The 25,351-nt window shown below is 68.8% G+C and carries 27 protein-coding genes; 9 read left to right on the top strand and 18 right to left on the bottom strand.

Annotation, left to right across the window (positions count from 1 at the left end; translation table 11 throughout):
* Positions 1–13: 13 nt before the first annotated feature.
* From V7Z82_RS10270 to V7Z82_RS10235, 8 genes are all read right to left on the bottom strand, one after another.
* Complete coding sequence (locus tag V7Z82_RS10270; protein ID WP_334151046.1) at positions 14–1,003, bottom strand: glycoside hydrolase family 130 protein; 990 nt, start codon at positions 1,001–1,003, stop codon at positions 14–16.
* Positions 1,004–1,035: 32 nt separating this feature from the next.
* Positions 1,036–1,878: a carbohydrate ABC transporter permease gene (locus tag V7Z82_RS10265; RefSeq protein WP_334151043.1), complete on the bottom strand. Its 843-nt coding sequence runs from the start codon at positions 1,876–1,878 to the stop codon at positions 1,036–1,038.
* Positions 1,875–2,771 carry a carbohydrate ABC transporter permease gene (locus V7Z82_RS10260; protein WP_334151040.1) on the bottom strand — a complete coding sequence of 299 codons (897 nt, stop codon included), beginning with the start codon at positions 2,769–2,771 and terminating at the stop codon, positions 1,875–1,877. Before V7Z82_RS10260 ends, V7Z82_RS10265 begins: the two co-directional genes overlap by 4 nt.
* Positions 2,772–2,775: 4 nt before the next feature.
* A complete protein-coding gene (locus V7Z82_RS10255) occupies positions 2,776–4,044 on the bottom strand; it encodes an ABC transporter substrate-binding protein (protein WP_334151037.1) in 1,269 nt (422 codons plus the stop codon).
* A 55-nt stretch (positions 4,045–4,099) separates the two neighbouring features.
* Positions 4,100–5,089: a LacI family DNA-binding transcriptional regulator gene (locus V7Z82_RS10250; protein ID WP_334151034.1), complete on the bottom strand. Its 990-nt coding sequence runs from the start codon at positions 5,087–5,089 to the stop codon at positions 4,100–4,102.
* A gap of 206 nt (positions 5,090–5,295) precedes the next feature.
* On the bottom strand, positions 5,296–6,222 hold the full coding sequence (locus tag V7Z82_RS10245) for a J domain-containing protein (protein WP_334151032.1): 927 nt from the start codon (positions 6,220–6,222) through the stop codon (positions 5,296–5,298).
* 176 nt (positions 6,223–6,398) lie between these two features.
* Positions 6,399–7,052, bottom strand: a complete 654-nt coding sequence (locus V7Z82_RS10240; protein WP_334151030.1) for an IMPACT family protein — start codon at positions 7,050–7,052, stop codon at positions 6,399–6,401.
* Positions 7,053–7,078: 26 nt separating this feature from the next.
* Positions 7,079–8,065, bottom strand: coding sequence for an aldo/keto reductase (locus V7Z82_RS10235; RefSeq protein WP_334151027.1), 987 nt, complete (start codon positions 8,063–8,065; stop codon positions 7,079–7,081).
* Between the two features lie 211 nt (positions 8,066–8,276).
* Here V7Z82_RS10235 and V7Z82_RS10230 point away from each other — a divergent pair, with 211 nt between their 5' ends.
* Both V7Z82_RS10230 and V7Z82_RS10225 read left to right on the top strand, forming a co-directional pair.
* A complete protein-coding gene (locus V7Z82_RS10230; protein WP_334151025.1) occupies positions 8,277–9,773 on the top strand; it encodes an MATE family efflux transporter in 1,497 nt (498 codons plus the stop codon).
* Between the two features lie 122 nt (positions 9,774–9,895).
* Positions 9,896–10,267: a hypothetical protein gene (locus V7Z82_RS10225; protein WP_334151022.1), complete on the top strand. Its 372-nt coding sequence runs from the start codon at positions 9,896–9,898 to the stop codon at positions 10,265–10,267.
* 118 nt (positions 10,268–10,385) lie between these two features.
* Here the strand turns inward: V7Z82_RS10225 and V7Z82_RS10220 are convergent, their stop codons facing one another.
* Positions 10,386–12,095: an AMP-binding protein gene (locus V7Z82_RS10220; RefSeq protein ID WP_334151020.1), complete on the bottom strand. Its 1,710-nt coding sequence runs from the start codon at positions 12,093–12,095 to the stop codon at positions 10,386–10,388.
* A 121-nt stretch (positions 12,096–12,216) separates the two neighbouring features.
* A complete protein-coding gene (locus V7Z82_RS10215; RefSeq protein ID WP_334151017.1) occupies positions 12,217–12,684 on the bottom strand; it encodes an Lrp/AsnC family transcriptional regulator in 468 nt (155 codons plus the stop codon).
* 112 nt (positions 12,685–12,796) lie between these two features.
* Here V7Z82_RS10215 and V7Z82_RS10210 point away from each other — a divergent pair, with 112 nt between their 5' ends.
* Positions 12,797–14,047 carry a trans-sulfuration enzyme family protein gene (locus V7Z82_RS10210; RefSeq protein WP_334151012.1) on the top strand — a complete coding sequence of 417 codons (1,251 nt, stop codon included), beginning with the start codon at positions 12,797–12,799 and terminating at the stop codon, positions 14,045–14,047.
* Between the two features lie 15 nt (positions 14,048–14,062).
* Here V7Z82_RS10210 and V7Z82_RS10205 read toward each other — a convergent pair whose 3' ends face one another.
* Complete coding sequence (locus V7Z82_RS10205; RefSeq protein WP_334151009.1) at positions 14,063–14,557, bottom strand: acyl-CoA thioesterase; 495 nt, start codon at positions 14,555–14,557, stop codon at positions 14,063–14,065.
* 139 nt (positions 14,558–14,696) lie between these two features.
* On the opposite strand from V7Z82_RS10205, the gene V7Z82_RS10200 reads away from it, so the two are divergent.
* Both V7Z82_RS10200 and V7Z82_RS10195 read left to right on the top strand, forming a co-directional pair.
* Entirely contained in the window at positions 14,697–15,311 is a 615-nt protein-coding gene (locus V7Z82_RS10200; RefSeq protein ID WP_334151007.1) for a ClpP family protease, read from the top strand.
* Positions 15,308–15,901: a ClpP family protease gene (locus V7Z82_RS10195; protein ID WP_334151004.1), complete on the top strand. Its 594-nt coding sequence runs from the start codon at positions 15,308–15,310 to the stop codon at positions 15,899–15,901. Before V7Z82_RS10200 ends, V7Z82_RS10195 begins: the two co-directional genes overlap by 4 nt.
* 18 nt (positions 15,902–15,919) lie before the next feature.
* Here the strand turns inward: V7Z82_RS10195 and V7Z82_RS10190 are convergent, their stop codons facing one another.
* The 4 genes from V7Z82_RS10190 to V7Z82_RS10175 all read right to left on the bottom strand — a co-directional run bounded on the left by V7Z82_RS10190 (position 15,920) and on the right by V7Z82_RS10175 (position 18,668).
* The gene (locus tag V7Z82_RS10190) at positions 15,920–16,273 is read right to left on the bottom strand and encodes a helix-turn-helix domain-containing protein (protein WP_334151002.1); all 354 of its coding nucleotides are present in this window, start codon (positions 16,271–16,273) and stop codon (positions 15,920–15,922) included.
* A gap of 307 nt (positions 16,274–16,580) precedes the next feature.
* Positions 16,581–17,054, bottom strand: a complete 474-nt coding sequence (locus V7Z82_RS10185; RefSeq protein ID WP_334150999.1) for a MarR family winged helix-turn-helix transcriptional regulator — start codon at positions 17,052–17,054, stop codon at positions 16,581–16,583.
* A gap of 14 nt (positions 17,055–17,068) precedes the next feature.
* The gene (locus V7Z82_RS10180; protein WP_334150996.1) at positions 17,069–17,722 is read right to left on the bottom strand and encodes a GTP cyclohydrolase II; all 654 of its coding nucleotides are present in this window, start codon (positions 17,720–17,722) and stop codon (positions 17,069–17,071) included.
* 43 nt (positions 17,723–17,765) lie between these two features.
* Complete coding sequence (locus V7Z82_RS10175; RefSeq protein ID WP_334150993.1) at positions 17,766–18,668, bottom strand: DMT family transporter; 903 nt, start codon at positions 18,666–18,668, stop codon at positions 17,766–17,768.
* A 116-nt stretch (positions 18,669–18,784) separates the two neighbouring features.
* On the opposite strand from V7Z82_RS10175, the gene V7Z82_RS10170 reads away from it, so the two are divergent.
* Positions 18,785–19,621, top strand: a complete 837-nt coding sequence (locus tag V7Z82_RS10170) for a sulfurtransferase (RefSeq protein ID WP_334150990.1) — start codon at positions 18,785–18,787, stop codon at positions 19,619–19,621.
* On the opposite strand, the gene V7Z82_RS10165 is transcribed toward V7Z82_RS10170, so the two are convergent.
* Positions 19,609–20,532, bottom strand: coding sequence for a hypothetical protein (locus V7Z82_RS10165; RefSeq protein ID WP_334150988.1), 924 nt, complete (start codon positions 20,530–20,532; stop codon positions 19,609–19,611). The genes V7Z82_RS10170 and V7Z82_RS10165 overlap by 13 nt on opposite strands.
* A gap of 304 nt (positions 20,533–20,836) precedes the next feature.
* Here V7Z82_RS10165 and V7Z82_RS10160 point away from each other — a divergent pair, with 304 nt between their 5' ends.
* The 3 genes from V7Z82_RS10160 to V7Z82_RS10150 are packed head-to-tail and all read left to right on the top strand — an operon-like array spanning position 20,837 to position 23,311.
* Positions 20,837–21,511, top strand: coding sequence for an acyl-CoA synthetase (locus tag V7Z82_RS10160; RefSeq protein WP_334150985.1), 675 nt, complete (start codon positions 20,837–20,839; stop codon positions 21,509–21,511).
* Positions 21,508–21,864, top strand: a complete 357-nt coding sequence (locus tag V7Z82_RS10155) for a hypothetical protein (protein WP_334150983.1) — start codon at positions 21,508–21,510, stop codon at positions 21,862–21,864. The genes V7Z82_RS10160 and V7Z82_RS10155 overlap by 4 nt, the downstream gene beginning before the upstream one ends.
* A gap of 28 nt (positions 21,865–21,892) precedes the next feature.
* The gene (locus tag V7Z82_RS10150) at positions 21,893–23,311 is read left to right on the top strand and encodes an MFS transporter (protein WP_334150978.1); all 1,419 of its coding nucleotides are present in this window, start codon (positions 21,893–21,895) and stop codon (positions 23,309–23,311) included.
* Positions 23,312–23,320: 9 nt separating this feature from the next.
* Here the strand turns inward: V7Z82_RS10150 and purB are convergent, their stop codons facing one another.
* Both purB and V7Z82_RS10140 read right to left on the bottom strand, forming a co-directional pair.
* A complete protein-coding gene (purB, locus tag V7Z82_RS10145; RefSeq protein WP_334151503.1) occupies positions 23,321–24,703 on the bottom strand; it encodes an adenylosuccinate lyase in 1,383 nt (460 codons plus the stop codon).
* Positions 24,704–24,726: 23 nt separating this feature from the next.
* A complete protein-coding gene (locus tag V7Z82_RS10140; protein WP_334150975.1) occupies positions 24,727–25,239 on the bottom strand; it encodes a low molecular weight protein-tyrosine-phosphatase in 513 nt (170 codons plus the stop codon).
* Positions 25,240–25,351 lie beyond the last annotated feature (112 nt).

Raw genomic sequence — 25,351 nt, 5'->3', positions numbered from 1 at the left:
GAGTCGTCCGGGTTCAGGGGGTGCGCGAACCGGTGTCCCGCAGCGCGCGGCCCCACGGCTCGGCAGGATCGTGGATCGCGACGGCCAGGGTCGTGTCGGACTGCCCGTAGTACGCGAACCACTTCTCCTGGAACTTCACGAGCCCCTCCACGAAGGTGACGTTCGAGACGAGGCCGTGCATGTCCTCGAAGGTCTGGGGGCGCAGCCACGGTTCCTGCAGGCGGGCGATGACCGTGGTCGGCTCGTCCGGGTCGATCGCGATCTGGCCGCAGCGGTAGTCGACGTCGACCGTGCCGTCGTCGTGCACGACCCTCGTCGCGCCGTTCGTCAGGAACAGCAGCAGCCCGTTGTCGGTCACGACCGGCGAGGTGCCGATCTCGACGAGCGCCTCGTCCCAGGTGCCAGGGGTCGGCGAGTACATCGGCTCGGTGTCCGGCGTGCCGGGCGTCCAGTGGATCAGGTCGTCGCTGGTCGCCCAGTAGATCGCGCCCTCGCCGAAGTACATCCACCACTTCCCGTGCATCTGCTGCGGCACGATGACGCCGGCCTTCGACCAGTTGAACCCGCGAGGATCCATGGTCTTGAAGGTGTCGAAGTCGTCGAACAGCGGGCCGTGCTTGGTCCAGGTGCGCAGATCGGTCGAGGTCGCGAGGCACAGCTGCGCACTGCGGCGATCCCAGCCCGTGTAGGTGAGGTAGTACGTGCCGTCGATCAACGCGATGCGCGGGTCTTCGCAGCCGTAGGTCTCGTAGTCCTCGGACGGCGAGAGGATCGGCGCGTCCTCACGTGTGAAGGTCACGCCGTCCTTCGATCGGGCGAGGCCGATGTGGGAGATGATGTCGTCGGCGTGCGCCCGGTAGAGCAGCACGACCTCGTCGCCGTCGACGATGGCCGCCGGGTTGTAGAGGTTCGCGGACTCCCAGCTGTCGCCGCGGGGACGCAGGATGGGGTTTCCCTCGTACGGGGTGAACGGACCGAGGGGGAAGGAGGCTCCGGAGAACATGGATGCCCTTTCTGGTGGGACGGTGTGTGCGATCAGCCCTTGACGGCTGCGCCGAGGTCGGTGGCCTTGAAGAAGCGCTGGAAGACGACGAACAGGATGACGACCGGGAACGCGAGCGCCGTGGCGCCGGCGAGGATCGCACCGTTCGGGTTGGCCGTGGACTGCGCCACGTTGGAGATGTAGTTCGCGAGAGAGACGGCGAGCGGCTGCAGCGACGCATCCTTCGTGATCAGGAACGGCCAGAGGAACTCGTTCCACGGACCGATGAACGTGACCAGCACCACCGTCACCAGCACCGGACGGATCAGCGGGATCGCGACCGAGGTGAGCAGGCGGATCTCGCCGGCGCCGTCGATGCGGGCAGCCTCGAAGATCTCCACCGGCAGCGCCTTGAAGAACTGCACGAAGATGAACACCGCCGTCGTGTTGATGAGGAACGGCAGGATCATTCCGAGGTACGAGTCGCCGAGACCGTAGTTGCGGGTGATCTGCACGTACAGCGGGATCATCAGCAGCTGGAACGGCACCATCTGCACGAGCAGCATCAGCACCCAGATCACACCTCGGCCGCGGAAGTCGAGGCGCGCGATCGCGTAGCCGGCCAGCAGCCCGAACACGATCGTGCCGAGCAGCACGCCAGCCGTGAAGATCAGCGAGTTCAGCAGCGAGCCGACCAGGTCGATGCGGGAGTCGATCGCGATGAAGTTGTCGACCGTCCACCCGCTCGTCGGGAAGAGCTCGTCCGGGGAGTTGGTCGGGCTCGCCTGGAAGGCGCCGACGATCATGAAGTAGAACGGGAAGGCGAACCCGATCGCCGCGACCGTGAGCAGGATGATGCTCAGGATGCGCGGAGCCTTGCTTCTGCGTTTCATCATCGCTCCCTTGTCGCGCGGTTGGCTGCCAGCGACAGCATCCCGACCAGGATCACGAGGATCATGCCGATCGCCGCAGCCGTGTCCGGGTTCTGCTGCTGGATGCCCAGCTGGTAGATGAGCAGCACCGGTGTGGAGGAGGCGCCATCCGGGCCGCCGCCGTTCGTGAGCAGGTACGGCTCGGTGAAGAGGTTCGCTCCGGTGATGATCGAGAGGATCAGCACGAGCGTCGTGGCACTGCGGACGCCGGGGATCGTGACGTGCAGGAAGCGCTTGAAGGCACCGGCGCCGTCGGTCTCGGCCGATTCGTAGAGCTCCTTCGGCACGTTCTGCAGCGCGGCCAGGTACAGCAGGATGTAGAAGCCGAGCTGCTTCCAGGTCACGTAGAGCGCGATCATCGGCATCGCGAGTCCGCTGTTCACGAGCCAGGAGGGGTCTGGGGCGAGTGGGCCGAGGATCGTGTTGATCAGGCCGTTGCCCGAGAACAGCAGCATCCACACGCCGACGAGCGAGACGCTCGCGGTCAGGTACGGCACGTAGAACGCCACGCGGTAGGCGGCGACCCAGCGGATGCCGGTGTTCAGCGCCGCCGCCAGCACGAGCGACAGCACCGCGGTGAGCGGCACGTTGATCACGAGGAACACGAGCGTGTTGCGGAACGAGCCGAGCACGCGCGGGTCGGTGAGCACCGTGACGAAGTTGTCGAATCCGACGAACGGCCGGTCGACCTCGACGTTGGGTGCGGTGAAGAAGTAGTCGTGGAAGGCGATGTAGACCGCGAACGCGAGTGGATACGCGAAGATCGCGATCACGAAGACGAAGTACGGCAGCGAGAAGAGGCCGCCGATCGGTTGCGCACCCAGCAATCGGGTGCGCAACCGCCGCTTGTCGGTCATCAGGTCACTCGGCGACGAGCTCGTCGATCTTCGAGGTCGCGGTGCTGAGGAAGTCGTCGATCGACTCCTTGCCGAAGATCACCGCAGCGGAGTACTCGTCGCGGAAGGCCTGCCACGCTTCGACCGAGTTCGGGATGCTGGGCACATCGGCGGTCGCCTCTGCCTGCTCGGCGAAGGCCACGTAGTTCGGGTTCGCGGAGAAGTAGTCGGCATAGGTGCCGGTGAGGTCGGTGCGCATCGGCATCTGCCCCGTGGCCTCGAGCAGCGCGCCGTCGTTGTCGACGCTCGTCGAGAACTGCAGGAAGTCCCAGGCCGTGCCCTGGTTCTTGCACGCCGTGAACATCGAGACGCTCTTCGAGTCGGCGAAGGTGATGGGGTTCTCGCGGCCGTCGCTGGTCGGCACCGGCATGAACCCGACGTCGACCGTGTCGGCGTACGAGGGGATGGCCCACGGGCCGGCGAGCTGCATCGCGGTGGTGCCCGCCGACATGGCGTCGTCGGTGGATGCCTCGTTCGGCGAGAGCTTCTCGTCGTAGAAGGTCTTCCAGAACTCGGCGACCTCGCGCCCGGCATCCGAGTCGACCGTGGTCTTGCCGTCCTCGACCAGCATCGTGCCGTCGGTCTCGGCGAGGTAGAGCGGATAGAAGTCGAACCACGGCTGGTAGAACTCGCTGGTCGGGGCCGGCCAGATCGCGCTCTGCACGCCGGACTCGACGATCTTCCGAGACCCGTCGAGGAACGCGTCGTAGGTGTTCATCTGCGGGTTCTCGGGGTCGATGCCCGCGGCCTGGAACAGCGCCTTGTTGTACATGACCATGACCGGGTTCGACTTCCAGGGCAGCTGGTAGAAGCTGCCGTCGGTCGAATAGCTCTCGACGTCGCCGCTGCGCTCGGTGATGTAGTCGCTGCCGCCGTCCATCTTGCTCAGGTCGACGAGCCCGCCCTGCTTGACCCAGCCGGAGACGGCTGCGGGGGCGACGTTGTAGACGAGGCACGGCGCGGTGCCCGCCGTGATCGCTGCGGTGATGGCCTCCTCCGACGAGGAGCCGGCGGGGATCTCCTGCGCGTTGACCTTCTCGTCGGGGTGGTCGGCGTTCCACGCCTCGACCACCGCGGTGCCCCAGGCGAGCTCCTGCTCGTTGTTCGAGAGCCAGATGTCGATCGGGCCGGTGCCGTCGGCGGAGCCCTCTCCGCCACCGCCTCCTGCCGAGCATCCGGTGGCGACGAGCGCGACAGCGCCGATCAGTGCGATTGCGCGGACGTTCTTCTTCATGGTGTCCTCCTTGACACTGCGGGTGATGACGTTCGGGTGGTGATGCGGATGCCGACTACGCGGTGCTCTCGCGGAAGTGCACGACGTTGCAGTCGACGATCTCGGTGCGCGGCTGCGCTCCGAGGATGTCTGCCCGCAGGAGGCGGGCGGCGGCGCGGCCTCTGGCCGCTGGATCGGATGAGACGCTGGTGAGCGCCGGGGACAGATGGGCCGAGAGATGATCGTCGTCGAAACCCGAGATCGCCAGATCGCGCGGGATCACGAGGCCCTGCGAGCGGGCGAACGAGAGGCCGGCGATCGCCATGGTGTCGTTCGAGTAGAGGATCGCGGTCGGGCGGTCGGGAAGCGCGAGCAGCTCCTCGGTGAGGTCGCGTCCGCTGGCGGCGGTGAAGTCGCCCTCGCGGAGCAGCTCGTCGGTGCCGACCTCGGCGACGTAGGCGTCGGCGCGGGCTCGCGAGTGCACGTAGGCCAGGGGGCCGGAGACGTGGGCGATGCGCTGGTGCCCGGCCGCGCGCAGGTGGGCGATGAGTTCGCGGACCGGCGCCGCGTCGTCGGTGCGGACGCAGGAGAACTCGGTCGGCTGGTCGTAGGCGCCGACCAGCACGGTCGGCAGGCCGAGTTCGTCCAGGAAGGGGACGCGCCAGTCGTCGGTGCGCAGATCGAGCAGGAGCGTCCCGTCGGCGCGGCCGTGGCTGAGTGTTCGATACGCCCGCTCCTCAGCCGCACGGTCGGTGACGACCTGCAGGAGGAGTCCGGTCTCGGTCTCGGCGAGCACGGATTCGACGCCGGCGATGAAGGCGGGGAAGAAGGAGTCGTTCGCGATGACCGCTGGATCGCGGGCGAGCACCACGGCGACCGTGTTGGCGCGGCTGGTGGCGAGCGCGCGTGCGCTCTGACTCGGCACCCAGTTCAGCTTCTCGGCTGCGGCGAGCACCTTCGCGCGGGTCTCCTCGGAGGTCGGGCGGTTGCCGCTCAGCGCGTGCGAGACCGTGGCCTTCGTGACGCCGGCCTCGCGGGCGACATCGGCGATCGTCGTGCGGCTCATGCCACCTCCTCGTGGACTCGCCGGTGCATCGAGTTGAACCGGTTTGATCGAGTGTAAACCGGTTTGCGTGCGAGTGTCAACGGTCACGATTCGCGGAAGAGTGCACGATTCGCGGACGTCTCGCCCGGATTGATCGGCGAATCGTGACGATGTCCGCAGAACGTGACGGGCGGATGCCGTGGGGTGGGCGGATGCCGCGGGGGGCGTCAGACGAAGCGGACGGTCTGCTGCAGGCGGGTGCGCACGTCGAACAGCTCGTTGCCGCCGATCTCGCGCGCTCCTGGCACGCCCTGGCGCAGCACCATCGTCAGCGCGCTGCGGCGGACGACGACGACCGGCACCCCTCGGCTCGTGCCCAGTGAGGTCACGGCTTGGGCCAGGTCGTCATCCGGCAGCACGATGATCGCACCGCCGAACTTCACCTTCGCGGCCTTGGCGACGGCCCGCATCCTGGCGAGCGCGCTGGTGACCGGGGCGCGTGTGCCGAGGCTCGGACCCGTGATCTCGCCGCGGCGGAACCCGACGACACCACCGAAGTCCTCGCTCATCACGCCGTAGAGGCCGGACGGGCTGAGCACCACATGATCGAGCTTGTCGTCGGCATCCGCACCGGCAGCCACGTCATGCCAGACCGTGAATCCCATGCCCAGCGCCGAGACGGTGCGGGCGGTGTGCTCCTCGGCGAGGGCGTCCGCGAGCATCCGTCGCAGCTCGCGAGGGGCTGCGCGCACGAGCGCGGGATCGTACGGATCCGGCACCTCGACGCCGCGGCCGACCCATTCGCGGATGAGCACGAGGTAGCGCTCCCGCCGCCAGCCACCTGGGTGGCCGTAGGAGCGGGCGCGCGGTCGGGTGTCGGTGCGGGCGGCTGCGGGCGGACGCCATCCGCTCCATCCGGAGTCGGTGCCGGCATCGTTCACACCGGTTCGGCGGTCGTAGGCGGCGCGCCCCTCAGGGGTGCCGATCAGCTCCCAGGCGCGCTGCACCTGGATGAACACCGCGGCGTCGCCGCCGGTGTCGGGGTGCGTCTGCCGCATCCGCAGTCGGTATGCGCGCCGCAGCTCCGCGTCGTCGACGGAGGGGTCGACCTCGAGGATCTCGTAGGCCGAGGCAGAGAGCGGGCTGTCGAACATCGCACTCCTTCCGCGACCGCGGCATCCAGATTATCGGTCTGCTGTTGTGCGTTCGCCGGATCCGGACCCTTCGACAGGCTCAGGGACCCACCTGTGGTTGCTGATGCCCCAACCCTGGTCGCTGATGCCCGGCCCGGGGTTCCTGGGTTGCTGAGCCTGTCGAAGCATCGGCCACCTCAGTCGGGCACGTCGACGATGCGCTCGCTGCCGATCACCGGCATCACATCGCCCGAGGATGCCGCGGCGAGGTCGTCGTGGAGCCGCGCGAGCGACTCCGCCGGCACCCACAGCTCGAGCTGCGCGAGCGCTCCGTAGTGCGGCTCGCCGAGGGTCGCGCCGTGGTGCCCCGCCCAGTCGCGCAGCAGGTTGTCGTACCGCCCGGCGTCGGCATGCGGTACGTCGATGTGCACCTGCGTGAGCGCAGCCCGCCGCACCAGTGACGCGAGGTCGAGCGTCTCGGACACCGCCGAGGAGTATGCGCGCACGAGTCCGCCGGCACCGAGCTTCACGCCGCCGAAGTACCGCGTCACGACCGCGACCACGTCGGTCAGCTCGCGGCGCCGCAGCACCTCGAGCATCGGCACGCCGGCAGTGCCCGATGGTTCCCCGTCATCCGACGATCTCGCCTGATCGCCGAGCAGGCCGGTGACCATCGCGGTGCAGTTGTGGTTGGCGTCCCACGCCCGCTTGCGGATGCCGGCGATCACCGCCTCGGCGTCCTCGACCGATCCGACCGGTTCGACGCGCGTGAGGAAGCGTGACTTCCGGATCACGATCTCCTGCTCGACCGGCGCCGCGATCGTCGCCGGGTACGTGCGCGAGGAGGTCATCCGCCTCAGGATACCGAGCGCGCCGCTCAGCGATCGATGAACGACATCTGCTGCGGGTTGTACCGATCGCCGCTCACGCCGATCCGCGTCGCGAGCGCCGACAGGTCGGCGAGCTCATCGGCAGACAGCGCGACACCGGTGCTCCCCGCGTTCTCGGCGATACGGGCGGTGCGTCGGGTGCCGGGGATCGGCACGATCCACGGATGCTGCGCGAGCAGCCACGCGAGCGCGACCTGACCCGGCGTCGCGTCCTTCGAGGCCGCGAGCGCGCCGATGTGCGACACGAGAGCCTGGTTGGCCTCGCGGTTGTCCGCGGTGAAGCGCGGGATCGTGGCGCGGATGTCGTTGTCGCTGAACGTGGTGCGCTGGTCGACGGTTCCGGTGAGGAACCCCTTGCCGAGCGGACTGAACGGGACGAAGCCGATGTCCAGCTCGGCGAGCACCGGCAGCACATCGGTCTCCGGGTCTCTGGTCCACAGGGAGTACTCGCTCTGCAGGGCGGTGACCGGATGCACGGCATGCGCGCGGCGGATCGTCTCGGCGGATGCCTCGGAAAGACCGAGGTGGCGGACCTTGCCCTCGGCGATGAGCTCGGCGACGGTGCCGGCGACGTCCTCGATCGGCACGTCGGGATCGACTCGGTGCTGATAGAAGAGATCGATCACGTCGGTGCGCAGTCGTCGCAGTGACGACTCGGCCACGCGGCGGATCTGCTCCGGACGGCTGTCGAGTCCGACGCTCCTGCCGTCCTCGATCCGCCAGCCGAACTTCGTCGCGATGACGACGTCGTCGCGGATCGGCTCCAGTGCCTCTCCCACGAGTTCCTCGTTGACGAACGGCCCGTAGACCTCCGCCGTGTCGAAGAAGGTGACGCCGTGCTCCGGCGCCGATCGCAGCACGCCGATCATGTCGTCCCGGCTCCCTGGATTCGGGCCATAGCTCTGCGACATCCCCATCGCGCCGAGTCCGATGGCCGAGACCTGCAGGCCCTGTCCGAGAGTGCGAGTGTGCATGGGATTCCTTTCGCCGAGCAGTGGCTCTCCGCCGCCGTGCCCTCGACGGTACGCGCACCCGCAGCGGCGTGGGAGGGCCTGGCGGAACCTCCCTTCGCCGCTTCCTGAAAAAAGCGCATGCGGATCGCCGAATCGATTCGATAGGCTGGACGACAGCACTCTCGCAGTGTCGTCCCCCGATCCGCACCCAAGCTTCTGCGAGCTCCCCCTCATGGCCACCTCCCTCACCACGGGTCGCCCGTGGCGTGTCATCCTCGCCTTCTCGATCCCCCTCCTGCTCGGCAACGTCGTGCAGCAGCTGTACCACTTCGCCGACGCGATCGTCGTGGGGCGCCACCTCGGCGTGACCTCGCTCGCGGCGGTCGGTGCGACCGGTCCGCTGCTGTTCCTGCTGCTCGGCTTCGCGTGGGGTCTCACGAGCGGCTTCGCGATCCCGATCGCCCAGTCCTTCGGCGCACGCGACGACGCCGGGGTGCGCCGCTCCGTCGCGACCGGCGTCATCCTCTCGGGGATCACGAGCGTCGTCCTGACCGTCGCAGCCCCGCTCATCGCCGAGCCGCTCCTGGTGCTGCTGCAGACGCCACCAGAGCTCCTGGCCGAGGCGACGATCTTCACGCAGATCAGCTTCCTCGGCGCTGGCGCCACGATGTTCTTCAACTACCTCTCGGCGATCATCCGCGCGATCGGCGACTCGCGCACGCCGCTGGTGTTCCTGACGATCTCGTGCGCGTTGAACGTCGGACTCGTGGTGCTCATGGTCGGCCCCCTCGAGTGGGGCGTCGGCGGAGCGGCGCTCGCGACCGTGGTCGCGCAGGCGGTCTCCGTGATCCTCTGCCTCGAGTTCGTACGCCGGCGCCTGCCGATGCTGCACCTGCGGCGCAGCGACTGGCGTGTGACGCGAGCGGACTTCGCCGAGCACCTCCGCCTCGGTCTGCCGATGGGCTTCCAGGCGTCGATCATCGCGATCGGCACGCTCACCGTGCAGGTCGCCCTGAACACGCTCGGCGCCGACGCCGTCGCGGCGTACACGACGGCCTCCCGCGTCGACAGCCTCGCGGTCGCGCTGCTGTCCTCGCTCGGACTCGCGGTCTCGATGTACGCGGCGCAGAACCACGGTGGTCGTCGTCCCGACCGCATCCGCCGCGGTGTCGTCGAGGCGACCTGGATGGCGATCGGCGCCGGCATCGTGCTGGGCGGCCTGCTGATCGCGTTCGGCGCGCCCATGGTTCGTCTGTTCGTCGGCGAGGGCTCCGACACGGTCGTCGATCTCGCGCACCGCATGCTGATCGTGAACGGATGCGGCTACTGGGCCCTCGGCATCCTCTTCGTCCTGCGCGGCGCGCTGCAGGGTCTCGGGCACACCCTCGTGCCGACCGTCACCGGCGTGATCGAGCTCGTGATGCGCGTGGTCGCGGCGCTGGCGCTCGGCGCGCTGCTCGACTTCACGGGGGTCGCGCTCAGCAACCCGCTGGCCTGGCTCGGTGCGATCGTGCTGCTGGTGCCCGCCTACGTCCGTGCGCACAGGGCACTCGGACGGATGCCGATCGAACCGCTCGAGGCGACCGAGACTTCCGCCATCGCGATCGTCGGTCCGACCGACGGCTCGATGGTCGTCGACGCGGTGGTCACGCAGCCGGTGCGGACGATCCGCTCCTCGCGCCTTCGCCGGTTGACCCTCGGCCGCTCTCGGCGCCGCGCGCGCCGCTGACGGCGGGTTCTCGCGGAATATCCCCCTGAAGGATGATGCCGGTGGCACTTGAGACGGATGTCCTTCCCCTGACACTTCCTTAGTGTCGAAGATGCGGAGATTCCGCGGACCGGGGGGTCAGCATGACAACGTTCCGATTGGCGAACGATCTCGCCGCAGTGATGGTGCCGATCGGGATGGTCGGCGCGGGGCTCGCGGTGATCTGCGCGATCGTGGCGGGGGTCGCGATCATGCGGGGTGCCGGCGGACTGAGCGGGGGAGCGGTCGGGGTGTGGATCCCGTTCGCGCTCATGAGCTTCACCGCATCGTTCGCGAATCAGTGGGTGCCGCTCATCGTCTCGGGTGCGGCGCTCGCCGCCATGCTGGTGATCGGCGGTGTGGTCCGAGCGATCGTGAACGTCGCCGAGCCCGGCCGTCACAAGCGGCCCGCAGCCGTCATGACATCGACGACGGCACCCGTCACCGGCTCCGCGGCGGTCGTCTCCGCGTCGTGACGCGAGCTCGCCGTTCAGTATTCGGCACGACGGCGATATCGCGTGCGTGGCGTCGGCGTGACACCGGGGGGAGTCACGCCGACGCCGCGCCTGCTTGCTGCGCTGTGGAGGCGAGTCCTCAGCGGTAGTCGCGGTCGCGGTGCTGACCGGTCTCGTCGCCAGCCGCCACGCGCTCGGCCTCGCGGGCACGCAGCTCCACGCGGCGGATCTTGCCCGAGATCGTCTTCGGCAGCTCTGGAACGAACTCGATGATCCGCACCCACAGGTGCGAGGAGAGCCGGTCGTGCGCGTAGGCGAAGATCGCGCGGGCGGCGTCGGCCTCGGCGTCTCCGGCATCCGCAGTCAGGCACACGTACGCTTTCGGAACCGCGAGCCGGGTCGGGTCGGGGCTCGGGATCACGGCGGCCTCGATCACGAGTTCGTGCTCGAGCAGCACCGACTCGAGCTCGAACGGCGAGATCTTGTAGTCCGAGGCCTTGAACACGTCGTCGGAGCGCCCGACATACGTGAGGTAGCCGTCGGCGTCGCGCACCGCGATGTCGCCTGTGTGATGGAAGCCGCCGTGCCGCGACTCGGCGGTCTTCGTCGGGTCGTCGTAGTACCCGGCCATGAGACCGAGCGGCGACTCGGTCAGGTCGAGCGCGATCTCGCCCTCGGTCTCCGTGACCGAACCCGTCACCGGATCGAGCAGCACGACGGGATAGCCGGGCAGCGGCCGGCCCATCGAGCCGACCTTGACGGTCTGTCCGGGCGAGTTGCCGATGCATGCGGTCATCTCGGTCTGCCCGAAGCCGTCGCGGATCGTGCCGCCCCACGCGTCGCGCACGCGATCGATGACCTCGGGGTTGAGCGGCTCTCCGGCGCCGACCAGTTCGCGAGGTGGATGCGTCAGTCGGCCGAGGTCGGCCTGGATCAGCATGCGCCAGACCGTCGGCGGAGCGCAGAACGTGCTGACGTGGTGCGTGTCCATGACCTGCATCAGCGTGTTCGCATCGAAGCGCTCGTAGTTGTAGACGAAGACGGTCGCCTCCGCCAGGAAGGGCGAGTAGAAGCTCGACCAGGCGTGCTTGGCCCACCCCGGTGACGAGATGTTGAGGTGCACGTCGTCGGGCCGCACCCCGAGCCACCACATGGTCGACAGGTGGCCGACGGGGTACGACACGTGCGTGTGCTGCACGAGCTTCGGTCGATTCGTGGTGCCGGAGGTGAAGTACAGCAGTGCAGTGTCGGATGCCGGCGTCGCACCGTCGGGGGTGAAGACCGTCGCGGCATCCGCTGAATCCGAGAACCGTGCCCACTCGGCGGGGGTGCCGTCGCCGACGCCGATGCGCAGGATGCCCCGGTCGACGTCTGCCACCCGCTCGGCCAGGGCTCCGAGCGTCACGACGGCCCTGGCCCGACCGTGTTCGATCCGGTACGCGAGATCGGATGCCGAGAGCAGCGTCGAGGTCGGGATCGACACCGCGCCGATCTTGGTGATCGCGAGCATGACCTCCCACAGCTCGATCGTGTTGCCGAGCATCACGATCACGTGGTCGCCGCGGCGGATGCCGAGATCGGTCAGCCAGGCAGCGACCTGGTCGGAGCGCGCCGACAGCTCGCCGTAGGTCCACTGCTGCACGCTGAGATCGGCCGACACGATCTGCACCGCAGGGCGATCGGGGTGCTCGCCCGCGACGACGTCGAACCACTCGAGGGCGAAGTTGAACTCGTCGACCCGGGGCCAGGCGAAGCCGGCTCGAGCGGCCTCGTAGTCGGTGGCGTTCGCGAACAGGAAGTCGCGCATCTCGCGGATCGTGTGCGTGGCGGCGGTGGCACTGCGGCTCATGAAGGCTCCCTTGCTGACGTGCCGTTCCATCTTCGCGCACTCGACCGTTCCGGTCGCGGTTTCTGCCGCGATGCCGGGTCGGGAGCAGCATGGACTGCGACCGGGACGGCAGCGAGCGACGTCAGTGAGCGAGCAGACCCCTCCCGTCGCGCAGCTCGAAGACCAGCTGGGTCTCGGTGCCGCGCACGACCGGATGCACCGTGATGTGCTCGAGCACGATGTCACGGAGTGCCGTGGCATCCTGCACAGCGACATGCACGAGGAAGTCGTCCACACCGGCGACGTGGAACACCTGCAGCACCCGCGGAATGCTCGCGAGCGCATCGAACAGCGCGGTGACCTTCTCACCGGTGTGGTTCGCGAGCCGCACCTTGATGATCGCCTGCAGCGGGAAGCCGAGCGCCGCACCGTCGACCCTGATGCGGGTGTCGCGGATCACGCCGCGGTCCCGCAGCGCCCGCACGCGGTGCGCGCACGTCGACTCGGCGAGGCCCAGCTGGTGCGCGAGCGCCTTGTTGGTGACCTCGGCGTCGCGGGTCAAGACCGCGAGCAGCTCCAGGTCGATCTCATCGAGTTGTGCTTTCGCCAACGTGGGGCTCCTTCGGATGCCGGATATTGCACAGAATAGCGTCGATGATCAACTCCACTGCGGAGTCTGTCGAATTCCTGCGCATACTTCGTGATTCCGGCAACGTGGGAGCATGACTGCACCGCTGCATCCCGATACCGTCGCCGTCCACGCCGGCCGGTCCGACCTCGACGATCTCGGCGTGCATGCCCTGCCGATCGACCTCTCGACGACCAACCCGCTGCCGGACATCGAGCGCGGCGGTGATTCATACGAGGCGATGGCCACCGGTGGCCGACCGCCCGCGGATGGGAGCATGGTGTACGCCCGGCTGTGGAACCCGACGGTGGCGCGCTTCGAAGACGCGCTCGCCGAGCTCGAGCATGCGGATGCCGCGGTCGCGTTCTCCTCCGGCATGGCCGCGATGACCGCTGTGATCCTCGCGCACACCGGCGCCACCGGACGGCGTCACGTCGTCGCGGTGCGTCCGCTCTACGGCGGCACCGATCACCTGCTCGGCTCGGGACTGCTCGGCGTCGAGACCACGTACTGCCACCCGCACGAGGTCGGCGCGAGCGTCCGTCCTGACACCGCGCTCGTGGTGCTCGAGACGCCGGCCAATCCGACGCTGGAGCTCGCCGACATCGCAGCCGTCGTCCGCCAGGCCGGCGAGGTGCCGGTCGTCGTCGACAACACGTTCGCCACCCCGGTGCTGCAGAACCCGATCGATCACGGTGCGACGATGTCGCTGCACAGCGCGACCAAGTACCTCGGCGGGCACGGCGACGTGATCGCCGGCGTGGTGGCCTGCGGCGAGGAGACGGCGGAGGCGCTGCGGCGAGTGCGCGCGGTGACCGGTGGACTGCTGCATCCGCTCGGCGCGTATCTGCTGCACCGTGGCCTGACCACCCTGCCGGTGCGCATGCGCCAGCAGCAGGAGAACGCGCGCCGGATCGTGCAGTGGCTGATCGATCGCCCGGAGGTCGCCGAGGTGTTCTACCCGGGGCTCGACGGCGACCCGCACGGCATCCTGCAGCGGCAGATGCGCGGCACCGGCGCCATGATCGCGATGCGCATGCGGGGCGGGTTCGCCGCGGCATCCGCCGTCACCTGCGCGACGAGCCTGTTCACGCACGCGGTGTCGCTCGGCGGGGTGGACTCGCTGATCCAGCATCCGGCAGCGCTCACGCACCGACCTGTCCCGCCCGAGGCGCGCCCGGCTGCAGACGTGCTGCGCCTGTCGATCGGCCTCGAGAACATCGACGACCTGATCGCCGATCTGTCCCAGGCGTTCGAGAGCGCGGCAGTCGCGACTGCCGAGCCATCCCTTTCTGTGCGAGCCACCCCTGTGAGTGACGCACACAACGGGGCCGTTCGCGCGTAAGGGGGTGGCTCGGCGCTAGCCCGGCAGGCGGATGGTGCCGGTCGCGAGTCGTTCGGTGGGCATCCGATCGCGGTTGTACGTGATCTCGCTGTAGCCGTGCGGGGTCGGCACGCCATCCTCGTCGAGGCTCACGAACACGATCTTCTCGATCGTGAGGATGCGCTTGCGGGTGATCATGTTGCGGGCCACTGCGCGCATGGTCAGCGAGGTGCGTCCGAAGTGCGTGGCCTGCAGGCCGATCTCGATCAGGTCGCCCTGCACGGCCGATGCCTCGAAGTCGATCGCCGAGATGTGCTTCGTGACGGCACGGTAGTTGCCGAGCTGCACGATCGCGTAGATCGCCGCCTCCTCGTCGATCCACTTCAGCAGGCTGCCGCCGAACAGCGATCCGTTCGCGTTCAGGTCCTCGGGCCGCACCCACTTGCGGGTGCGGAAGTTGAGGCCGTCCTCCGACCACTGCCATGCCGGTGCCTGGGCGTCATCCTGCTTCTTCGGTTCCTTCTTCGCCATGCTGCCGAGACTACGAGCGTCATGATTCGGGGGTGTTACATCCTGCTTTCGGGCAGCTGCAGCGGGACTTCTGCTCACGGCAGATCGGCCGAAGGCAGAAACGGATGCCGGCAGGCTCGCTGCGACGGATGCTGGTGCCATGAGCGAAGACAGCCCCATCCCGCAGTTCGGTCCCGAAGCCCGTCGCGCCCTGTTCCACGAGCGGGTGCTGGTGCTCGACGGAGCGCTCGACGACGACAACGGCACGCTGCTGATGACGCAACTGCTGACGCTGTCCGCCGAGGATCCGCGCACCGACATCGCCCTCTGGATCCACTCGCCGGGCGGCTCGGTGCCGTCGATGCTCGGGATCCGCGACATCATGCACCTGATCCCGAACGACGTCGCGACCCTGGCGCTCGGGCTCGCCTGCAGTGCAGGACAGTTCCTGCTCTCAGCAGGCACGAAGGGCAAGCGACGGGCGCTCCCGCATGCCCGGATCCTGATGCATCAGGGCTCGGCCGGCATCGGAGGCTCGGCCGGCGAGATCGAGACCCAGGCGGATGACCTCAGGCACATGCGCGACACCGTGCTCGGCCTGATCTCGGACGACACGGGGCAGTCGGTCGAGCGCATCTTCGAGGATTCCCTGCACGACCGCTGGTACACCGCCACCCAGGCCAGGGACTACGGATTCATCGATGAGGTCGTCTCCTCGATCGCACAGGTGATGCCGCGCCATCGCGAACGCGTCGGATTGGGGGCGGGCGCATGAGCGGCTACACGATCCCGAACGTGATCGCGCAGCATCCGCGAGGAGAGCGCATCATGGACGTCTACTCGCACCTGCTCGCGGAGCGCGTCATCTACCTGGGAACCGGCATCGACGCCGGAGTGGCGAACGCGCTGATCGCCCAGCTGCTGCACCTCGACGCCGACAGCCCGGAGAGCCCGATCCAGTTCTACATCAACAGCGAGGGCGGTGATCCTGGGGCGGCGCTCGCGATCTACGACACCATGCAGCACATCCGTCCGGCGATCGCGACGACCTGTGTGGGGCAGGCGATCGGGCCTGCCGCACTGCTGGTCGCTGCAGGTGCCCCTGGAGAGCGGGCGGCGCTCGCCCACGCGCGGATCGTGCTGCACCAGCCGGCTGGGCAGTCGCGCGGCGCGATCCCTGATCTCATCCTCGCCGCGGATGAAGTCGTGCGCGTTCGGTCGGACATGGAGGAGATCCTGGCCAGGCACAGCGGCCGGGCGCTCGGCGAACTGCGCCTCGACACCGATCGGGACCGCGTCTTCACGGCGACGGCAGCGCGCGAGTACGGCCTGATCGACACCGTGCTCGGTGCGCGAGCGGCCTGAGCGCGGCGCTGCCGCGGCTCAGGCGGCGAGGGCGAAGACGGCGCCGGATGCCGAGACGGCGGCGGATGCCGGGGCAGTGACCGATCGGAGCTCGTCGGCGATCGCGCTGGTGAGCTCGATCAGGCTCGTGTCGAGGGCCCCGGCGATCGCCGCGATCATCTCGCTCGACGGCTCCTTGAGGCCCCGTTCGACCTCTGAGAGGTACTGCGGCGAGACCCCTGCGCGATCGGCGGTCGCGGAGAGGATCTCGTCCCGTTCATGTCGTCGCCGGCGAAGCTGTTCGCCGAGCAGCTGACGCCACAGCGGCTCTGGAGCGCCCTGGGGCGATCGGGCGGGACGGGGTGCGCGCGGGAACGGGGCGATGTCGGGCATGTCTCACGGTAATCCGCGGCATCCGCGTCGTTCGACCCGTTCTGCTCAGAGCAGAACGGGTCGAATGCGCTCGCCAGTCGTTCACTCCTGCGTCTCTGAGTATGTGAACGCCGCCTTGTTACGTTCTTCCTGCTGGCAGAACGGGAAATGGGGCCGGGCTCCCGCACGCTGAATGGGTACTCGGGGGAGTACAGGAACGTGGACGCGATCGAGACATCGCGTCCACGTTCCGTCTCTGTTCGCACCGATCTGCGCCATCGCGGCCCGATCGGCGACGGTGTGAACGTGCGAGCACTCGTGCAGAACGTCAGAGCGCGGCGGTCACGCCAGGGAGCAGCTTGCCGAGGATCGAGCGGAGCTGTCCGCGCTCCTCCTCGCTGAGCGGATCGAGCACGAGCTCGCGCACCTGCTCGACATGGACAGGTGCCGCGGTGCGCAGCATCTCCCGCCCCGCCGCTGTCAGCGTCGCCGACAGCGTGCGCTTGTCGCTGCCGCATGAGGTGCGAGCGACCCAGCCGCGCTCCTCGAGCGAGTCGAGGGCGTGGCTCAGGCGCGATCGGCTGAGTCCGGCGATGTGGGCGAGCTCGGTCATCGTGACCGCATCCTGGCCCTGCCCGGCGAGCGTGATCAGGATCGCGTAGCGCGCGTGGTTGAGCCCGACCTCGTCCTTCAGGGTCCGATCGAGCACCTGCGGGAGCAGCTGCACGAATCGGATGACCGGCAGCCAGGTGTCCATCTCGGCGTCATCGAGTCGACGCGGATGCTGCGGCGTCTGCGTCATGGTGCTCCCTGGAGTCACGCGGCGGACAGGTCGAGGGTGTGGGCGGTGTGGTCGCGCTTCGCCTGCAGGTAGCGGGTGTTGGCCTCCGACAGGTGCACCTCGGTGGGGACCCGGTCGGCGACCCGGATGCCGAGCGCCTCGAGCTGGGTGGCCTTGTCGGGGTTGTTGCTGAGCAGTCGGATGCTGTCGACGCCCACCGCTCGCAGCATCTGGGCGGCGACGGTGTAGTCGCGCTCGTCTTCGCCTCGCCCCAGCGCCAGGTTCGCCTCGTAGGTGTCGAGCCCGGCGTCCTGCAGCGCGTACGCGTCGAGCTTGGCGTACAGGCCGATGCCGCGGCCCTCCTGGCGCAGGTAGAGGAGGAAGCCGCCCTCGGCGGCGATCCGCTCGACGGCCTCACGCAGCTGCGGACCGCAGTCGCAGCGCTCCGAACCGAAGACGTCACCCGTGAGGCACTCGCTGTGCGGCCGCACGAGGGGTGCATCACCGCCGGCCGCTGAGCGCTCGAGAGCAGCGCGCCAGTCGCCGAGTCCGAGCAGCAGGTGCTCCCGTGAATCGACGAGTCCGTCGAAGGTGACGACGTCGGCCGTCGTCGCGTAGCCGTCCGCGAAACGCAGGGGGACGCGCACCCGGGTCCGCTCGGTCGCGACGACGGTTGAAGTTTCAATCATGAGGGGTGAAACGCGCCGCGCGCCCGGGTATTCCCGCGAGTTCTCAGTCCGTTCGCGAGCGGTCGACTCGCGAGCGCCGCACGAGCTTCAACTCGCTGGCGAGGATGCCGAGCACGACGAGTGCACCGCCGATCAGCGCGGTCGCGGGGAGGCGCTCGCCGGCGATGCGTCCGATCACGCCGGCCCAGACCGGCTCGCCGGCGTAGATGATCGTGGCGCGGGTCGGCGAGACCGACTTCTGCGCCCAGTTCATCGTCAGCTGGATCAGGCAGCTCGCGGCGCCGAGGCCGACTGCGCAGCCCACCCAGATCCAGGAGAACTCCGGGAAGCCCTCGCCGACGACCGGCATCGTGAGCAGGCCGAGGATGCCGGCGGTGAGCAGCTGCACGACCGTGATGCGGCCGAGGTCGATCCTGCCGGCGAACACGCTGATCAGGATGATCTCGGCCGCGATCGGCAGTGTGCTGAGCATGGTCGCGATCTCACCCGCGCCCAGGGTCAGCGAGAGGGCATCCGGTCCCGCGATCAGCATCAGTCCGACGAAGGCGAGCCCTGCTCCCACGAAGGCCATCGCCGGCGGTCGCTTGCGGAACACCGCCCACTGCGCGAGCGGGACGAGCGGCACGTACATCGCCGTGATGAACGCTGACGTGCTGCTGTCGATGGTCTGCAGTCCGACGGTCTGCAGGCCGTAGCCGAGGTGGATCATCACGCCGATCGAGACGCCGGCCCCGATGTCCCGCCAGCGGATGCCGCGCAGCACACGTCGGAAGATCACGACGCTGATCAGGCCGGCGACGAGGAACCGCAGCCCGACGAAGAACCACGGGCCCGAGTGCTGCATGGCCCAGTGCACGAGCAGGAACGTGCTGCCCCAGACCGCCGTGATACCGATCAGGGCGAGTTCCTGCGGCTGCAGGCGCATCCAGCGCAGACGTGAGGGCATGAGGACCCTTTCTCGTCGGTGCCGGATCGAGCCTAGTGCCGGATACCGCGGTCGCTCGCGCGTCAGAATCCGACATGCTCGGGCTCGCTCGGCGCTGGGATGGGTAGCCTCGCAGCATGACCAACTTCATCACTGCGGACGAGCTGCACCACCTGCTGACTGCCGAGGCGCCGGTGCGCGCGCTCGACGTGCGCTGGCGGCTCGATCGGCCGGACGGTCATGCCGACTACCTCGCGGGGCACATCCCGGGAGCCGTGTACGTGCCGCTGCACACCGAGCTCGCCACGCACGGCGAGCCGAGCGAGGGCCGGCATCCGCTGCCGTCGACCGAGACGCTGCAGACCGCCGCTCGCCGGTGGGGCGTGCACGCCGGTGACACGGTGGTCGCCTACGACGACGCCAAGGGGCTGGCGGCATCCCGCGCCTGGTGGCTGCTTCGTCAGGGCGGTGTCGATGTGCGAGTGCTCGACGGCGGCATCCGCGCGTGGCAGGCTGCAGGGTTCGACGTCACGACCGATGACGTCGAGCCCCAGCCCGGGGACGTCGTGCTCGACGAGATCGGTGCAGAGGCGCTGACGATCGACGAGGCTGCCGTCTTCCCGGCATCCGGCGTCCTGCTCGACGTGCGCGCGCCAGAGCGCTACCGCGGCGATACCGAGCCGCTCGACCCGGTGGCCGGGCACATCCCGGGAGCGCACAACCTCCCGACCGGCGTGCACCTCGACGCGGATGGCAGGATACTCGACCCCGACACGGTCCGCGCGAACTTCGCCGCGGTCGGCGTGACGGCAGGAACTCCGGTGGCCGCGTACTGCGGATCCGGCATCACGGCGGCGCACTCCGTGCTCATCCTGAACGAGATCGGGATCGACGCGAAGGTCTTCCCGGGGTCGTGGAGTCAGTGGGCGAACACGCCCGGTCGTCCGGTCGCGACCGGGGATCAGCCCGGCTGATCGGCGGCGCGCTCGCCGTAGCCCCAGCGCAGTTCCAGGACGCCGGGTCCGAAGGCTCGACGCACCTGATGCACCGAGGTGCCCCCGCCGAGGGATGCCGGAACGATCGTCGACCCTGTGGGCGTCTCGATGCGCTCCTCACACCAATCGGGCAGGGCATCGGGATGGAACCTGGTCCAGACGAGCAGCTCGCGGCACTGGCGCGCCAGTGCGTGCCCGGTCTCGCGCATCGCCGGATACCCTGGCGGGTACTCCACCGACCATTCCACGACGGCCGTGTCCGGCGCGGTCAGCGGCACATCGAGCTCGAACAGCACACCGTGCACCTCGCCGTTCGGATGCGAGTAGCGCGCCGCGATACGGCCGCCGGCCGCGGCCGAGATGATCGGCGCCGGGGTGCGAACGCCCGGGGTCATCTCCAGGAACGGGATCGACACGACCGTCCCAGTGGTCGACTGCACGATGCTGCGCGTCATGCAGAAGGCGACGTTGCCCGCGGCATCCACGTCCGTCACCGAGTGCGTCGTCAGCTCCCGCGATGTGTCCGGGTACTCGGCACCGAGGGCGGCGAAGGCCTCTCTCACGGCGCGCTCGACCTCCTGCTCGTCGAGCGGGAACCGGTTCGGGCCGAGCGGTCCGGTGCGGTGCGAGCGGAGCAGCGCGGTGAGCGCGCCGGCGTCGAGGTCGAGCAGCTCCTCGATATCGGCCAGCGCAGCGAGTGACTGCGGGCCCTCCGGGCGTCTGGCGCCGGAGCGCCAATAGCTCAGTGTCGCCAGCGAGACCTTGGTGCCACGGGACTTCAACTGCCGCTCCAGCCTGGTCAGCGTCACGTCCTTCGCGTTGATCGCGTCTCGGAATGCGCCGGCGAAGGCGTCATCCCTCGCTCCGAACGGGTCTGTCCTGAAACTCATCACAGGCCCCCTCCGGTATGTGAAGATCACAGCTCTAGAGTGAGCATACGACCGCACGCGGACGCGTCAAGGGACGGGGCGGAGGCGCTGTGGTCGCCCGACTGATCGCCGTACGCCGGGTGCCCGAGTACACGAAGCGTCAGTCAGACGCAGTGACGCCCCCCTTACTGCGTGTTCCGTGAGGCCTGTCGGCAATCTGGGGAGCGCCGCGGGCCTCACGGAGAGGGCACCGCCGCGCGCGGCGGCAACCGCTCCGAACCCCCGCGTAGACTGGGGGGAACACTCCGGAGGACCCTTCTCAGCCATGTCTGCCCCTGCTCGCGCATTCACGATGCGCACCATCCAGCTGCTGCGTGCGCTGTTCGCCGCGGCCGCTGCGCTGATGATCACCTTCTCCTCGGACCACTCGGCGCCGATCGGTCTCTCCGTGTTCAGTGGCTTCGTCTTCGTGTCCGCCCTGGCGCACATCCTCGCCGCCTGGCTCGTGCTCCCGGCCGGCTCACGCTGGTCCTCCGTGCTGCTCGCCGCGATCGGCGTCGTGGCCGGCATGGTCTCCGGCGTTCCGATGTGGCGCAGCGACGACCTCTTCTTCATCGTGGTCGTCGCCTGGGGCGTGCTCAGCGGTGGCGTCGAACTGCTCGCGGGCCTGCGAGCCCGTCGCGCGGCCGACCCGCTCGCCCGTGACGCGATCACGGTCGGATCCTTCGGCATCCTGCTCGCCGTCCTGCTGCTGCTGATCCCCGCCGGATTCATCCAGGAGTACTCGATCACCGGTGCCGGCGACTTCGTGCTGTCCGGCATCATCCTCGGCGTCGGGATCTTCGGCGGCTACGCTGCAGTCGTGGCCGTGTTCCTCGCGATCGCCGGCCTCACGCCGCGCCGCGTGGATGCCGTGCCCACCGATGACGCGGCCGCCGCCGCCCCTGACGCCGGACCCGATGCCGCCCCCGCGACGGCCCCGCATGGAGGAGAGCGATGAGCGACGAGAAGCCCAGCCGCCGCGACATCCTGCGCCCGCTGCATCTGCTCCTGATCGCGCTGGGGTGCGGAGTCTTCGCGACGATCGTCACGCTCGTCTCGACCGGTGCCTTCACGGCGCGCGTCAACGCATCGATCGCGAACGGCACCTATGACGGGCTGACCCCGGTCGCGCTCGGCCTCGTCGTCGGCGGCGGAGCGTTCATCGCGACGCTGCTCATCCTGGCGATGCTGATGCTCGCGATCGACCCGGCCGACGTCACCAAGACGGTGGATCGCCCGGTGCTGTATGACCCGGAGCCCGAGGCGGATTCGTCCGCGACGTCGAGCGAGTCGGGCGACCGCAAGGAATAGTCGCGCTCGGGATCGGCTTGTCCCTGAGGTGACTGCCTCCGTCGAACGCGCCTCCATCGGACTGCGGTCGAAGCGAGGCCCCGTGCTCGGGGCGCTGATGCTGTCGACCGGGCTCATCGCGATCGACGCGACGATCCTCGCCACGGCGGTCCCGAGCATCGTGCGCGATCTCGGCAGTTACCAGCAGTTCCCGTGGCTGTTCTCCGTGTACCTCCTGGCCCAGGCCGTGAGCGTGCCGATCTACTCGCGGTTCGCCGACACCATCGGCCGCAAACCGATCATCATCCTCGGCATCGCCCTCTTCCTCCTCGGCTCGATCCTCTGCGGATTCGCGTGGAGCATGCCCGCGCTCATCGTCTTCCGGATCATCCAAGGCCTCGGCGCCGGTGCCGTCGCACCGATGTCGATGACGATCGTCGGCGACATCTACACGGTCGCGGAGCGCGCGAAGGTGCAGGGCTATATCGCCAGCGTGTGGGCGATCTCCTCCGTGGTCGGCCCCGCGCTCGGCGGGCTCTTCGCCCAGCTCGACGCCTGGCGGTGGATCTTCTGGGTGAACATCCCGCTCTGCCTGATCGCCGGATGGATGCTGCTGCGCACGTACCACGAGCAGAAGCAGACGGTTCGGCACCGCATCGACTACGGCGGCGCCCTGCTGCTCACGGTCGGGCTCACCGGCATCATCCTGGGGATGCTGGAGGGCGGCAACGCCTGGGCATGGCTCTCGGTGCAGAGCGTGATCTGCTTCGGCGTCGGTGCGGTCGCGCTCGTAGCCTTCGGGTTCGTGGAGCGCCGGGTTGCTGAACCGATCGTCGATCTGCGCCTCGCCGCGCGACCACTCATCCTCACGACCACGATCGTCTCGCTGGGCGTGGGAGCGCTGATGCTCGGCGTCACGAGCTTCGCGCCTGCCTACCTCGAGGGATCCACGGGGATCGCTCCGCTGCTGTCGGGGCTCGCGGTCGCCGCGCTGACGCTCGGCTGGCCGCTGTCCGCCGCCAACGCCGGGCGCCTCTATCTGCGCATCGGCTTCCGCCGCACGACGCTGATCGGCATGAGCATCACCACGGTCGCGGCCATCGCGCTGGCAGCGGTCGCCTCGTGGCCGAACCCGTTCACGGTCGCGGCTGTCGCGTTCCTGTTCGGATTCGGACTCGGCTGGAGCGCGGCGCCGACCCTGATCGCCGCTCAGGCCTCGGTGGGCTGGGGCGAACGCGGAGCCGTCACGGGCATGAACGCGTTCGCACGGTCCGCCGGCAGCGCGGTGGGCGTCGCGGTGTTCGGGGCGATCTCGAACACGGTCATCGCCCAGGGTGCCGGTCCGGATGACCCGGCCACGATCATCCACGCCTCGGTCTGGGTCTTCATCGCGGTCGCGATCACCGCGGTCCTCACGCTGATCGCCGCCGCGTGCATGCCGAAGGACGGCGCGGCGACCTCGTCCTGACCGGCGCGACTATCGCGCGAGCTGCTCCGCGATGCCGGTGTACGTCGCCGGCGTCAGCGCGAGGAGCCGCTGCTTCGCGGCATCCCCGATCTCCAGCGTCTCCACGAACGCCGCCAGGTCGGCTGCGCCGACGCGGTGCCCGCGCGTGAGCTCCTTGAGCAGCGCGTAGGGGTCGGTGATCGTCGAGCGTCCGGCGACGACCTCGGCGCGGATGACGGTCTGGATCGCCTCGGCGAGCACTTCCCAGTTCACGTCGAGGTCGGCGAGCAGCACGTCGCGCGACAGCGAGATCGCGTTCAGGCCGCGGCGCAGGTTGTCGAGCGCGAGCAGCGAGTGACCGAACGCCACGCCGATGTTGCGCTGCGTGGTCGAGTCGGTGAGGTCGCGCTGCAGGCGGCTGGTGACCAGGGTCTGGCCGAGCGAGGCGAGCAGGGCGCCAGAGATCTCGAGGTTGGCTTCGGCGTTCTCGAAGCGGATCGGGTTGATCTTGTGCGGCATCGTCGACGAGCCCGTCGCACCGGCCACCGGGATCTGCGCGAAGTAGCCCAGCGAGATGTAGGTCCAGATGTCGGTCGCGAGGTTGTGCAGGATGCCGCCGGCGTGACGAACGCGGTCGTAGAGTTCGACCTGCCAGTCGTGCGACTCGATCTGCGTGGTGAGCAGGTTGAAGCCGAGTCCGAGGCCCTCGATGTACTCGCGGGCGATCGTGGGCCAGTCGGCGTCGGGGTCGGCCGCGAGGTGCGCCGACCAGGTGCCGGTCGCGCCGGAGAACTTGGCGAGGTAGTCGGATGCCGCGATCTGCGCGCGTACGCGCTCGAGACGCCACGCGAACACGGCGATCTCCTTGCCCATGGTCGAGGGCGTCGCGGGCTGGCCGTGCGTGCGGGAGAGCATCGGGGCGTCGGCGTGCTCGACGGCGAGTTCCCGCAGCTTCGCGATGACGGTGTCGAGGCCGGGCAGCCAGACCTCTTCGACCGCGCGCTTCACGGTGAGGGCGTAGGAGGCGGAGTTGATGTCCTCGCTCGTGCATGCGAAGTGCGTGAGCTCGGCGATCGAGTCGAGGCCGAGCGTCGAGAGTCGATCGCGCACCAGGTACTCGATGGCCTTCACGTCGTGCTGGGTGACGGCTTCCTTCTCGGCGAGCCAGTCGATCTCGGCCTGCCCGAAGTCGCGGTACAGGGCGCGGAGGCGGTCTTTGTCGGCATCCGACAGCGGGGAGGTCTCGAACAGCGAGCGGTCCGTGAGGGCGATCAGCCACTCGACCTCGACCTCGACCCTGGCACGGTTGAGTCCGGCCTCGGAGAGGAAGTCGGCGAGTCCGGCCACGGCGGCGCGGTAGCGTCCGTCGAGCGGGCTCAGGGGCTGCGGCGGAAGCGAAGGCTGGAAAGTCAGGGGAGTCCTCCTGATCGGGCCCGTCAGATGCGGGGGGTGCGGGGGAGACGCAGTGCGGGTTCGAGCTGTCGGAACAGGCCTCTGGTCGCCGTCTCAATCATACCGAGCACCGAATCGAACATTTCCGTGCCCGCATAGTAGGGATCGGGCACATCGTGGGTCGACGCATCCGGGTCGAAGGCCAGCAGCAGCGTGACCTTGCCCTCTTGATCCTCGTCGGACGCCCACTCGCGCAGGATCCGTTCGTGCGTGCGGTCCAGCGCGACGACCAGGTCGTTGTCGGCGAACGAGGCCAGGGTGAACTGCCGTGCGCGGTGCTGCGAGCCGTCGTAGCCGCGGCGCGCGAGGGAGTCGATCGTGCGGTGATCTGCGCGTTCGCCCAGATGCCAATCGCCTGTGCCGGCGCTGCGCGAGACGATCCGCGAGCCGAGTCCCTGGCGTTCTGCGAGATCGCGGAAGACCACTTCGGCCATCGGTGATCTGCAGATGTTCCCCGTGCACACGAAGATCACGCGAAAGGGATCCGTGGCTGTCACTCACCCATTCTGCCTGGAGTCGGCGATCCTGCACAGTTCCGGTCACTCCTCCTGCACGGAATATATTCCCCGCCGTCGCTCCACGCGGCCCGTCGCACGCCCCTCGTCAGGT

This window comes from Microbacterium sp. (assembly GCF_036823965.1).
In the GTDB taxonomy this organism is placed as follows: domain Bacteria; phylum Actinomycetota; class Actinomycetes; order Actinomycetales; family Microbacteriaceae; genus Microbacterium.
Note: the sequence above shows the minus strand (reverse complement) of the source record. Positions and strands in the feature narration are given on the sequence as shown.